This is a genomic window from Guptibacillus hwajinpoensis (assembly GCF_020171785.1).
Lineage (GTDB): Bacteria > Bacillota > Bacilli > Bacillales > Guptibacillaceae > Guptibacillus > Guptibacillus sedimenti.
This window is the reverse complement of sequence record NZ_JAIVAE010000010.1, coordinates 185,296-198,167: the sequence shown is the minus strand read 5'-3', so window position 1 is coordinate 198,167 and position 12,872 is coordinate 185,296. Positions and strand designations below refer to the sequence as shown.

The following is a 12,872-nucleotide window of genomic DNA, read 5'->3' as shown; positions in this document are numbered from 1 at the left end:
TTATGGCACAAGCATACAGGCAGGCAGGCGTTAACATAGAAGCAGGTTATGAAGCGGTGGATCGTATAAAGCCTCACGTAAAGAAAACGATGCGCAAAGGTGTCATGGGCGGACTTGGTGGCTTTGGCGGCATGTTCGATCTGTCTGAACTAAACTACGAGAAACCAGTTCTCGTTTCAGGAACCGACGGTGTTGGTACAAAGCTCATGCTTGCGATCCAACTCAATCAGCATGATACGATTGGCATTGATTGCGTGGCCATGTGCGTCAATGATGTTGTTGCACAGGGAGCAGAACCCCTCTATTTTCTTGATTACATTGCAACAGGAAAGCTCGCACCAGAGCGAGTTGAGAAAATTGTAAAGGGTGTGGCAGAAGGCTGTTCACAGGCAGGCTGTGCTTTAATTGGTGGAGAAACAGCGGAAATGCCTGATATGTATCAAGAAAACGACTATGATCTTGCTGGGTTTACTGTTGGAGCTGTTGAAAAGTCGAAGCTGATCACGCCAGAGAATGTGAAAGAAGGAAATATCCTCATCGGTCTTGCTTCAAACGGTATTCACAGCAACGGTTTTTCCCTTGTACGTAAAGTGTTGTTAAAAGATCATAAGATGGATCTTGCAATCTCATATGATGAGCTTGAGTCAACGCTTGGCGAGGCGTTACTTGCCCCGACGCGTATTTATGTTAAACCGGTTTTAAATGTTCTTAAGTCCCACACTGTAAATGGAATCGCTCATATTACAGGCGGTGGCTTTGAAGAGAACATTCCGCGTATGCTTCCTGAAGGACTGGCAGCCCAAGTTGATTATGGTTCATGGCCAATTCCGCCAATCTTTGATTTGATCGAAAAGAAAGGCAATCTTTCTCGTAAGGAAATGTTTACAACATTTAATATGGGCGTAGGTATGGTACTTGCTGTGCCGGAAGATGAGGCTGTTAATGTCATTAAAGCTCTTGAACAGGATGGCGAACGAGCTTATATGATTGGTCGTGTAGTCAAAGGAGCAGGAATTGAATTTGGAGGCGGTGATCTGTCGTGAAGAAGCTAGCCGTATTCGCATCTGGAAGCGGCTCGAACTTCGAAGCGATTGCCGCAGCCATTGAAAGAGGACAATTAGAGGCTGAAGTTGTTCTTGTTGTATGCGACCGTCCTGGAGCAAAAGTTGAAAAAAGGGCAGAACGCTTTGGCATTCCTGTCCTTTCCTTTTATCCTAAATCATATGACTCAAAAGCTGATTTTGAAAACTTTATTCTTCAACAATTGAACGATGCAGGGGTGGAGTGGATCGTTCTTGCAGGTTATATGAGGTTAATTGGTCCAACACTCCTTCAAGGTTTTGGAGGAAGGATCATCAATATTCATCCCTCTCTCCTTCCGTCTTTTCCAGGAAAAGACGCGATTGGCCAAGCATTTGAAGCTGGTGTTAAAATCACAGGTGTTACCGTTCACTTCGTGGACGAGGGAATGGATACAGGGAAAATTATTGATCAAGACAGCGTTCGAATTGATGAGGGAGATACGAAAGAGGACCTGGCAAATAAAATTCAGGCCGTTGAACACCTTTTGTATCCAGCTGTCATTCGTTCCCTTCTTCAAGAAAAAAACAAGAGATAGTAGGAGGAGTTCACATGACGATTAAACGCGCACTCATTAGCGTTTCTGATAAAACAGATATTACAGCATTTGCAAGAGGACTTGCGGACAAAGGAGTAGAGGTGATCTCAACAGGTGGAACAAAGCGTGCCCTTGAAGAAGCCGGTGTTAAGGTGATTGGCATTTCAGACGTCACTGGTTTCCCAGAAATTCTTGATGGCCGAGTAAAAACACTCCATCCAAACGTACATAGTGGTCTTCTTGCTATGCGTGACAATGAAGCTCACCAAGAACAGTTGAACGAGCTAAACATTAAACCGATTGATCTTGTCGTTGTGAATTTGTATCCTTTTCAGGAAACAATCGCAAAACCAGACGTGACGTATGAAGAAGCAATTGAAAACATTGATATTGGTGGACCTACAATGCTTCGTTCCGCTGCTAAAAACCATCGGGATGTTACTGTAGTTGTCGATCCTTCTGACTACAACCGCGTTTTACGTCAAGTTGAAGAAAATGGCGACACAACAGAAATTCTTCGTCGTGAACTTGCAGCAAAAGTATTCCGTCATACGGCTTCCTACGATGCTGTGATCTCTGAATATTTAACGGCTCAATCCGGTGAAGAAGAGCCCGAATCGCTAACGGTAACCTTTGAGCGTAAACAAACGCTTCGCTATGGTGAAAATCCTCATCAAAAAGCTGTTTTCTACAAAAAACCATTGTACAAAGGAGCATCACTTGCTTCAGCTGAGCAGTTAAATGGGAAAGAGCTTTCTTACAATAACATTAATGATGCAAATGCAGCGCTAAATATTGTGAAGGAATTTAATCAGCCTGCTGTTGTCGCTGTTAAACATATGAACCCGTGTGGCGTAGGTACGGGGGAGACGATTGTCGAAGCGTATCAAAAAGCGTATGAAGCGGATTCAACATCTATTTTTGGTGGAATTGTTGCGATTAATCGTGAAGTGGACGAAGCAACAGCGCTGAAACTAAAAGAAATTTTCCTAGAAATTATTATGGCACCTTCCTTCACGGAAGAAGCTCTCACTGTATTAACAGAGAAAAAGAATTTGCGTCTATTAAAGCTCGACGTAGCCGCTTCACCAGCTGTAGAGCATCAGCTTACTTCCGTAAATGGTGGACTTTTACTTCAAGAGCGTGATCGTTATGGATTTGATGAAGCGGATATTTCCGTACCGACGAATCGCGAACCAACTGAAGAAGAATGGGAAGCATTAAAGCTGGCTTGGAAAGTTGTAAAGCACGTGAAGTCAAACGCAATTGTTCTTACAAAGAATGATCAAACAATCGGAATTGGTGCTGGACAGATGAACCGTGTCGGTGCGGCAAATATTGCGATTGAACAAGCAGGCGAGAAGAGCAAAGGATCGGTCATGGGCTCAGACGCTTTCTTCCCGATGGATGATACGGTTGAAGCAGCAGGACGAGCTGGTGTGACAGCGATCATCCAACCTGGCGGATCGATCCGAGATGAGGATTCGATTAAGAAAGCGAATGAATACGGCATTACAATGGTCTTTACTGGCATTCGTCATTTCAAACATTAAGAGGAGGTTTTTCGAGTGAAGGTATTGGTAATTGGCCGCGGTGGTCGCGAGCATGTAATGGCCTGGAAAGCGGCAGAAAGCAGCCTTGTCGATCAAGTCTACGTCGCTCCGGGTAACGCAGGAATGACGGACGTAAGCCAGCTTGTAGCAATTGATGAGAGTGATCATGAGGGGCTAGTTGCCTTCGCGAAAAAGGAAAACATTGATTTAACACTTGTTGGTCCTGAACAACCTCTACTTGCTGGAATTGTGAATCGTTTTGAAGAGGCTGGCCTTCGCGTCTTTGGTCCAAAGAAGGAAGCAGCTTTAATTGAAGGAAGTAAAACGTTCGCCAAAGAACTAATGGTTGCCAACAGTATTCCTACCGCATTCTCTAAGTCCTTTACTGACTATGCAGAAGCGAAAGCCTATGTTGAAAAAGTCGGCGCTCCGATCGTCTTAAAAGCAGATGGGCTTGCTGCGGGTAAAGGTGTAGTCGTGGCAATGTCACTGACAGAAGCGCTGGAAAGTCTTCATGATATGATGGAGAACAATCAGTTTGGTGCCGCCAGTGAGCGTGTTGTTGTGGAGGAATTTCTTGAAGGAGAGGAATTCTCTTTAATGGCTCTTGTCGAAGGAGAACGGGTATACCCACTCGTTATATCGCAAGATCACAAACGGGCTTTCAATGGTGATCAAGGGCCGAATACTGGTGGGATGGGAGCTTATTCCCCAGTGCCCCAAATCTCTCAAGATATTGTTGATCATGCGGTAGAGACAATTTTGAAGCCGGCTGCCAAAGGAATGAAGACGGATGGTCGCTCCTTCACAGGTATTCTCTATGCGGGTCTTATGTTAACGGCGGATGGTCCAAGAGTAATTGAATTCAATGCAAGATTTGGCGATCCGGAAACACAAGTCGTTTTACCAAGAATGACATCAGATTTCGTTCAAGCAATTCTAGATCTTCTCAATGGAGAAGAACCTACGCTTGAATGGAGTAAACAAGCCGTTGTCGGTGTCGTTGTTGCTTCAGGTGGCTATCCAGGTAGTTATGAAAAAGGTAAGATCATTACAGGGCTAGACCATGTTGGTTCTGAGGCACTTGTGTTCCACGCTGGAACGAAACAAAGTGGAGAGCACCTTCTAACAGACGGTGGTCGCGTACTTCTTGTCGCTTCATCAGGTGTTGATTTGAAAGCGGCTAGTGAATCTGTTTACAACGAACTTGAGTATGTTCATGTTACGGACGGTTTTTATCGAACTGACATTGGACATCGTGCTATTTCACACGTTTCTTCCTAATGTAGGCAAACGCAACCGCTACAATACTTCCGATGATCATCGTGTAAATTAACCAGGTATCTGTTATATACTCGAGCATAACTAAACCTCCTTTTGATAAGGTAGAGAAAACTTCCCTAAATATAGGGAAGTTTTTTTTTGAAGATTAAGAAGGGTTGATCACTCTTTCAAGTGCTGTTTCATCTGGGTCGCGTGTTTCATCATGCGTCATAAGATCAACGACAGGGCAATAACGCGTATGGCCTTCTGCTACCTTCATGGCACCGACAGCAGCGAGAAGCCAGGCTGAGTTTGACTCCTCTTTAGAAAGCTTGGCGGTTGAATAGGCAAGCAGAGTGAAACCGGCTGTTAAGCGAATAAAGGCATTTAACATACTAATATTTGGCTTCATTTGAAAATCTCCTTTCTTCATTCACAAATCTAAAGTAGCAACGTGTCGAAATTATGTTAAAATAAAGAAAACTTCTTGAAGCGGGTGATGGTTATGGCGAAAAGAAAAAATTTATGGACGAAGCAGCAATTACGACAACACGTTCAAGTTGTGTCTGGAGAACTGCCTCCATCGATCGTTTTCTACAATGCAACGTATTTAAACCACGGAATAAAAAAATGGGTGACATCTAATATATGGGTATATGAAGATCGGATTGTTTACGTTGGCGATCATCTACCTGAAAAGCATCCAACGACTGAATGGATTGATTGCGAAGGCCGATGTCTTGTGCCAGGTTACATTGAACCACACGCACACCCATTTCAACTATATAATCCCCTTACTCTTGCGCGATATGCATCTCAGCGGGGAACGACGACAATGATGAATGATAACCTTCTTTTACTTCTGGGTTTGCCAAAAGAGAAAGCGCTTACATTGATTGAAGAGCTTGATCAGTTTCCTGTTTCCATGTATTGGTGGGCGCGTTATGATTCGCAAACAAAGCTGTTAGATGAAGATATGATTACGAATAAATTGATGAAGGAATGGCTTGCCCACCCATTAGTCATTCAAGGCGGGGAACTGACCGCATGGCCTGATGTACTTAGTGGAGATGATGAAATTCTAGAATGGATGCAAGAGACGCGAAGACTCGGTAAACCTGTTGAAGGTCATTTGCCCGGTGCCTCTCTTGCCACATTAACAAAGATGGGACTGCTAGGTGTTTCATGTGATCATGAAGCGATGACGGGTGAAGAGGCCTTACGCCGCTTAGAGATGGGTATGATGACATCACTTCGTTATTCTTCGATCAGGCCAGACCTTCCAGTCATTCTTGAATCCTTACTTAAAAAAGGGGTCACTTCCTTTGATCGAGTGATGATGAATACAGATGGTTCAACGCCTTCCTTCTTAGAAAAGGGCACGACAGACAAATTAATCGAAATGGCGCTTGAGAAAGGAGTATCCGCAGAAGATGCGTATTCAATGGTGTCATATAATGTGGCAAACCACTACGGAATAAGCGATACACATGGTATGATAGCACCGGGTAGAGTCGCTCATATTAATATTCTTGAATCAAAAGAAAAGCCCCTTCCTGTTGCTGTACTTGCGGGTGGGAAATGGTTAAAGTGTGATGGAGAAGAAATGGACCAGGACTGGTCTTTTGAGTGGGAAAAGCATGGGCTTACGCCACTTAACAATACCTGGAAAATACAGCCTAATGACTTAACGTTTTCAGGTCCAGCAGGAATAGAAATGATGAATGCGGTGATTACAAAGCCGTATAACTTATCTGTTGAAACGTCCGTAGACGAGCTTCCGGCAGAATCAGATGAAAGCTTTATCATGCTCCTTAGTCGCGAAGGAAAATGGCGGGTAAATACGATCATTAAAGGCTTCGCGAATCGAGTGAAAGGTTTTGCCAGCAGTTTTTCGAACACGGGTGATTTTATTCTTATCGGTAAAAATAAAGCAGATATGATGACGGCTTTTAATCGAATTAATGAAATTGGTGGAGGTATCTCACTTGTTGAAGACGGAGAAGTTATTTCCGAAATCCAATTGCCTCTGATGGGGAAAATGTCCGATCTTCCGCTTGAAGAATTGATTACAAAGGAAAAACAAATGATCCAAGAACTTGAGGATAGAGGCTATTTATACAAAGATCCGGTTTATAGCTTGCTCTTTTTCTCTTCGACGCATTTACCTTTTATTCGATTGACGCAGCAAGGAATTTATGACGTAAAGAGAAAAATGGTACTTTTTCCTTCGATAATGCGTTAAACTATAACCAAGTAAATCCTTAACGAAGTAAAGCACGTGAATTTCTCACGTTCAATTGTTAAAATGAACGCAAAGTGGAATAATAGCGCATCATGATGAGTGCAGAATAGAAAACATAGACCGATACAGAATGAAGTAAGGAGAGTGGATGTAACATGCAAATTGATAAACTTCGAGGTAAAACACTGGACCAATTGTTTGAAGCGATTCTTTCATTAAAAGATCTAGAAGAGTGTTATTTATTCTTTGATGATTTAGCAACTGTGAACGAAATACAATCTCTTGCTCAGCGATTGGAAGTAGCAAGAATGCTTCGTGAAGGGTTTACGTATCATAAAATTGAAACGGAAACAGGCGCAAGTACAGCGACGATTTCCAGAGTAAAGCGTAGTTTAAATTATGGAAACGACGGCTACCAAATGACGCTTGATCGCGTCCATAATAAGGAGTAGATGAAATGAGCCGGATTCCGGCTCATTTTTGTTTTGGTTGAAGTGTTACCGTATATGATGCAGTTTAGCGATTTCGCGGAAATATTTGAGGAATCGCGGAAAAAAGGTTCGATTTCGCGGAAAAAATCAGATTATCGCGGAATTATTAAGAAATTCGCGGGAATATGGCGCGGGTCTAAACGGAGGCTTCCGCTTTTCATGATCTAGCTGCAGTGGGCAGGTCCTTGATCGCTTCACCATTTCATCCGAACACAAAGGGCGTGTTTAAATGAAATGCCTCCAGCGCTTGTCGGACCTAAACGCCCACTTCCGCTTTTCATGATCTAGCTGCAGCCTCCAGACCCTCGGTCACTTCACCCTCCAACTCGAACACAAAGACCGTGTTCAATTTGGAGGGCTCCAGTGCCTGCCGGGTCTAAACGGAGGCTTCCGCTTTTCATGTATCCAGCTACAGCGTCCAGCCTCTCGATCGCTTCACCCCATCAAATGAACACAAAGACCGTGTTCTTTTGATAGGGTTCCAGCGCTTGTCGAGGCTAAACGGACGCTTCCGCTTTTAGGTGATCCAGCTGCAGTGGGCCAAATCTTCCGGCTGTTTCGCCCAATCGAATGAGACAAAAAGCGTCTCAGTCTCATGGGCTCCAACATCCTGCAGATTTAAACGGGCCCACTTCCGCTTTTCATGTATTCTTTGATATAATCCAATTTATGAGGAAAAGTGGGAGGAAGGGTTAGGATGTTTGATTTTCAAGAGTGGAAGCATGTGTTTAAGCTGGATCCGAACAAGGAGATTGAAGATTATGATCTTGAGGCGATTTGTGAGTCTGGGACGGATGCGGTGATTGTTGGTGGTAGTGATGGTGTGACGCTTGATCGGACGTTAGATTTACTTGCTAGAATTCGCCGTTACGCGGTACCATGTGCTCTTGAGGTATCGACTGTGGAAGCAGTGACCCCAGGGTTTGATTTTTATTTTATTCCAACCGTGTTGAATACGGAAGACAGCCGTTGGGTAACGGGTTTGCATCATGAAGCTGTAAAAGAGTTTGGTGAGATTATGAATTGGGATGAAATCATTATGGAAGGGTATTGTATTCTCAATCAAGATTCTAAGGTTGCTCAGTTAACTTCTGCTCATACTAATCTTGATGAAGAAGATGTACTTGCTTATGCCCGAATGGCAGAAAAGATGTTCAAACTGCCGATTTTTTATGTGGAATACAGTGGAACCTATGGAGATAAAGAACTTGTTCAGAAGGTAAGCCAGGTTCTTGATGAGACGAAACTTTTCTACGGCGGAGGAATTGACTCGCCGGAGAAAGCAAAAGAAATGGCTGCTTCTGCAGATACTGTGATTGTTGGGAATATTATTTACGGTAATATTAAACAAGCGATTAAAACAGTTGCTGCTGTGAAAGAAAATTGATTCTCTCCTATCGATCAGGTAAAATAAGATATAAGAACATACGTTTGTGAGGAGTGCGAAAACATGCAACGAATAGTTGATAAGTTATTAAATGGATTAAACCCCGAACAACAGGAAGCGGTCAAGCACACGGATGGACCGCTTTTAATTATGGCTGGAGCAGGAAGTGGAAAAACGAGAGTGCTCACGCATCGAATCGCGTACCTTCTTGTTGAGAAACAGGTCTCTCCATGGAACATCCTTGCGATTACCTTTACAAATAAAGCGGCACGAGAAATGAGAGAACGAGTGAATTCCATTACAGGCCCGGTTGCCGAAGACATTTGGATTTCAACATTCCATTCCATGTGTGTCCGTATTTTAAGAAGAGACGGCGATCGCATTGGCATTAATCGGAACTTTACGATTCTCGATTCTGGTGACCAGCTGACGGTAATTAAGAAAATATTGAAGGAACAAAACGTCGATCCTAAGAAATTTGAGCCGCGAGGGATTTTAGGAAGTATTAGCTCTGCTAAGAATGAATTAGAAACGCCGGAAGATTACAAAGCAAACGCAAAAGGACCGTACGAAAGTGTTGTAGCGGATGCATATGAACAATATCAAAAGCAGCTACGTAAAAACCAGGCGCTCGATTTTGATGATTTGATTATGAGAACCATTACACTCTTTAAAAAGGTGCCAGAAGTCCTTGAATTTTATCAGCGAAAATTCCAATACATTCACGTGGATGAGTATCAGGATACGAACAAAGCACAATATGTCCTAGTTAAATTAATGGCTGAGAAATATCAAAACCTTTGCGTAGTAGGTGATTCTGATCAGTCGATCTATCGCTGGCGCGGGGCGGATATTCAAAATATCCTTTCATTTGAAAAAGACTATCCAAGTGCACGTGCCATTTTCCTTGAGCAAAACTATCGCTCGACAAAGAAAATTCTCCAAGCGGCGAATGTTGTGATTGAAAACAATATGAATCGAAAACCTAAAAAATTATGGACTGATAATGAGGATGGTCCGCACATTACGTATTATCAAGCCAATGATGAACATGATGAGAGTCGCTTTGTAACAGGGAAAATTCTTGATATGGTGAATAGCGGAAAGCGAACGAATGCACAAATTGCGATTCTTTATCGGACGAATGCACAGTCTCGAGTGATTGAGGAAATTTTAAATAAGTCGAACATTCATTACAACATTGTCGGAGGTACAAAGTTCTACGATCGTAAAGAAATTAAAGACGTTCTTGCTTATCTGCGTCTTATTGCAAACCCGGATGACGACATTAGCTTACTTAGAATCGTCAATGTCCCAAAACGCGGTGTCGGAGCATCGACTATGGACAAGGTAGCGCAATATGCCGCTAATCAAGATATTTCTATCTTTACAGCCCTTCAAGAGGTGGAACAGATTGGGTTAAGTGCCCGTTTTACCAAGTCTCTTAAAACGTTTGGTAATCAAATGGCCAACTGGTCGCAAATGCAGGAATATTTAGCGGTATCTGAACTTGTTGAAGAAGTGATTGATAAATCGGGCTATCGAGATGCGCTACGAAACGAGAACACGATTGAATCACAAACCCGACTTGAAAATATTGATGAATTTCTTTCTGTAACGCAGGAGTTTGAGAAAGCAAGTGAAGACAAGAGTTTGATCGCTTTTCTAACGGACCTCGCCTTGGTTGCAGATATTGATAAGTTGGATGAGGATGAAAACGAGCAAAAGGAAGCTGTTACGCTCATGACTCTTCACTCAGCGAAAGGCTTGGAGTTCCCGGTCGTTTTCCTTATCGGGATGGAAGAAGGCGTGTTTCCGCATAGTCGTTCCCTATTTGAGGAAGAAGAAATGGAAGAAGAACGCCGACTTGCTTACGTAGGTATTACAAGGGCAGAGGAAGAATTGTTTTTAACAAATTCTCGTCTTCGAACGCTTTACGGGAAAACGAATGCCAACCCTGTCTCTCGCTTCATTGGTGAAATTCCAGAAGAATTACTTGAAAAGCAAGGACATGAAAAACCTGCAACACCTTTTGGAGGGACAAGTTCTCGACCTTCTTCAAGACCTGCTACTCCTAAAACTCCGAGACGCCCTCAGCTAACTTCCACAGGCGGAGATTCACTGGACTGGAAGGTAGGAGACAAAGCGAGCCACCGTAAGTGGGGAGTTGGAACGGTTGTTAGCGTGAAAGGTGATGGAGATTCGACTGAGCTTGATATTGCATTCCCAAATCCAGTTGGAATCAAGCGCTTGTTAGCAAAATTTGCGCCAATTGAAAAGCAATAGTCATTTTAGAAGGTGAGGTTTGACGATGGAAGAAAAGCATAAGCGCATCGAAGAGCTTCGTCAGCTCTTAAATCAATACAACTACGAGTACCATGTTCTTGATCAGCCGAGCGTCCCGGATGCCGAATATGATCGGATGATGAACGAACTATTGAATTTAGAAGAAGAGAACCCAGAGCTTAAAACAGATGATTCTCCAACACAACGGGTCGGAGGTCCTCCGCTAGAAGGCTTCCAAAAAGTCGAACACAAAGTGCCGATGCTAAGCCTTGGGAATGCTTTTGGAGAAGATGACCTGAAGGATTTCGACCGACGTGTACGCGATCGAATTGGCGAAAACTTTTCATATGTATGTGAACTAAAAATAGACGGTCTCGCGGTCTCACTTATCTATGAAGAGGGCGTTCTCGTTCGGGGTGCAACACGAGGAGATGGTACTGTAGGCGAAGACATTACTCAGAACCTCAAAACCATTCCTGCGATCCCTTTACGTTTACGAGAGAATGTGAGCATGGAGGTTCGTGGAGAAGCCTATATGCCAAAGCCATCCTTCATGAAATTAAATGAAGTACGTGAGAAGAATGAGCAGGATCTTTTTGCTAACCCTCGAAATGCAGCAGCTGGTTCTTTACGTCAACTTGATCCTAAAATTGCTGCTAGTCGTAACCTTTCTATTTTTGTCTATGGTGTTGGAACGGTTGATGGGAGAGAAATTAGCTCTCATTCCAATGGCCTAGATTTTCTTAAGGAGCTTGGGTTTAAAACCAATCCAGAATGGAAGCGATGCAACACGATTGATGATGTGATTGATTTTATAGGTGGATGGTCAGAGAAACGTCCTGATCTTTCCTATGAAATTGATGGGATCGTTGTGAAAGTAGATGCACTTAATCAGCAGGAAGAGCTCGGATTTACAGCGAAGAGTCCCCGTTGGGCGATTGCCTATAAGTTTCCTGCTGAAGAGGTCGTCACAAAGCTTCAAGATATTGAACTGAATGTGGGAAGAACGGGCGTCGTGACGCCAACAGCCGTATTAGAACCCGTTCTTGTTGCAGGAACGACCGTACAACGAGCTTCTCTTCATAACGAGGACCTTATTCGTGAGAAGGATATAAAAATCGGTGACTATGTTGTGATTAAAAAAGCAGGAGACATTATTCCTGAAGTTGTTTCTGTTCTAGAAGAGCGTCGCACAGGAGATGAGAAGGCCTTTTCGATGCCTGAGAAATGCCCAGAGTGTGAAAGTGATCTTGTTCGACTGGATGAAGAGGTTGCGCTTCGGTGTATAAACCCCAAATGTCCAGCGCAGCTACGTGAAGGATTAATTCATTTTGTTTCACGTAATGCGATGAATATTGATGGCTTGGGCGAGCGGGTCATTACGCAGCTCTTTCGTGAGGAATTAATTCACGATGTAGCTGATATTTATCAGCTCACTCATGGTCAGCTTATTGAACTTGAACGAATGGGAGAAAAATCAGTTTCCAATCTACTTGAAGCAATTCGAGTGTCAAAAGATAATTCATTAGAGAAGCTATTGTTTGGCCTTGGAATCCGTCATGTAGGGGCTAAAGCGGCAAGAACTCTTGCACAGCAATTTGGCTCGATGGATAGCCTTGTCCAAGCAAGCATAGAAGATCTTGAATCAATCAATGAAGTTGGGCAAAAAATGGCTGATTCTGTTGTACGATACTTCCAAAATGAAGAAGTTCATGAGCTTATTGATGAGTTAAAAGATGCTGGGGTTAACATGATTTATAAAGGACCTAAGCCAGTTTCAATTGAAGAAATTGACTCTGTTTTTGCAGGGAAAACAGTTGTTTTAACCGGTAAACTTGAACAGTTAAGTCGTGGGGAAGCGAAAAAGAAGTTAGAAGAACTAGGTGCAAAGGTAACAGGAAGTGTCAGTAAAAGCACAGACCTTGTGATTGCTGGGGAAGATGCTGGCTCGAAGCTCGAGAAGGCAGAGTCACTTGGTATTGACGTATGGAGTGAGAACAGGTTCGTTAAAGAGTTAAACGAATGAGGA

Annotated in this window: 11 protein-coding genes; 9 read left to right on the top strand and 2 right to left on the bottom strand. The window is 43.2% G+C overall.

The features are described from left to right. Positions 1 to 2 precede the first annotated feature (2 nt). From purM to purD, 4 genes are read left to right on the top strand one after another with little or no spacing between them, the layout of a single operon-like run. Entirely contained in the window at positions 3 to 1,043 is a 1,041-nt protein-coding gene (gene purM, locus LCL91_RS15890) for a phosphoribosylformylglycinamidine cyclo-ligase (protein ID WP_224883754.1), read from the top strand. Beyond that, on the top strand, positions 1,040 to 1,618 hold the full coding sequence (purN, locus tag LCL91_RS15885) for a phosphoribosylglycinamide formyltransferase (protein WP_224883753.1): 579 nt from the start codon (positions 1,040 to 1,042) through the stop codon (positions 1,616 to 1,618). Before purM ends, purN begins: the two co-directional genes overlap by 4 nt. A 14-nt stretch (positions 1,619 to 1,632) precedes the next feature. Then, positions 1,633 to 3,171, top strand: a complete 1,539-nt coding sequence (gene purH / locus LCL91_RS15880; RefSeq protein ID WP_224883752.1) for a bifunctional phosphoribosylaminoimidazolecarboxamide formyltransferase/IMP cyclohydrolase — start codon at positions 1,633 to 1,635, stop codon at positions 3,169 to 3,171. A gap of 15 nt (positions 3,172 to 3,186) precedes the next feature. Next, entirely contained in the window at positions 3,187 to 4,455 is a 1,269-nt protein-coding gene (gene purD / locus LCL91_RS15875) for a phosphoribosylamine--glycine ligase (RefSeq protein ID WP_224883750.1), read from the top strand. On the opposite strand, the gene LCL91_RS22265 is transcribed toward purD, so the two are convergent. Together LCL91_RS22265 and LCL91_RS15870 are read right to left on the bottom strand one after the other, a co-directional pair. After that, complete coding sequence (locus LCL91_RS22265) at positions 4,433 to 4,534, bottom strand: EYxxD motif small membrane protein (RefSeq protein WP_337958033.1); 102 nt, start codon at positions 4,532 to 4,534, stop codon at positions 4,433 to 4,435. The genes purD and LCL91_RS22265 overlap by 23 nt on opposite strands. 66 nt (positions 4,535 to 4,600) lie before the next feature. Then, the gene (locus LCL91_RS15870; RefSeq protein WP_224883748.1) at positions 4,601 to 4,846 is read right to left on the bottom strand and encodes a YgaP family membrane protein; all 246 of its coding nucleotides are present in this window, start codon (positions 4,844 to 4,846) and stop codon (positions 4,601 to 4,603) included. 93 nt (positions 4,847 to 4,939) lie between these two features. On the opposite strand from LCL91_RS15870, the gene LCL91_RS15865 reads away from it, so the two are divergent. From LCL91_RS15865 to ligA, 5 genes are all read left to right on the top strand, one after another. Further along, on the top strand, positions 4,940 to 6,679 hold the full coding sequence (locus tag LCL91_RS15865) for an adenine deaminase C-terminal domain-containing protein (RefSeq protein ID WP_224883746.1): 1,740 nt from the start codon (positions 4,940 to 4,942) through the stop codon (positions 6,677 to 6,679). Between the two features lie 155 nt (positions 6,680 to 6,834). Next, on the top strand, positions 6,835 to 7,131 hold the full coding sequence (locus tag LCL91_RS15860) for a YerC/YecD family TrpR-related protein (protein ID WP_136948324.1): 297 nt from the start codon (positions 6,835 to 6,837) through the stop codon (positions 7,129 to 7,131). Positions 7,132 to 7,867: 736 nt separating this feature from the next. Then, positions 7,868 to 8,557 carry a heptaprenylglyceryl phosphate synthase gene (locus LCL91_RS15855; RefSeq protein ID WP_224883744.1) on the top strand — a complete coding sequence of 230 codons (690 nt, stop codon included), beginning with the start codon at positions 7,868 to 7,870 and terminating at the stop codon, positions 8,555 to 8,557. Between the two features lie 63 nt (positions 8,558 to 8,620). Beyond that, complete coding sequence (gene pcrA, locus LCL91_RS15850) at positions 8,621 to 10,843, top strand: DNA helicase PcrA (RefSeq protein ID WP_224883742.1); 2,223 nt, start codon at positions 8,621 to 8,623, stop codon at positions 10,841 to 10,843. A 19-nt stretch (positions 10,844 to 10,862) separates the two neighbouring features. Next, a complete protein-coding gene (gene ligA / locus LCL91_RS15845; protein WP_425589691.1) occupies positions 10,863 to 12,869 on the top strand; it encodes an NAD-dependent DNA ligase LigA in 2,007 nt (668 codons plus the stop codon). The last annotated feature ends 3 nt before the right edge of the window (positions 12,870 to 12,872 follow it).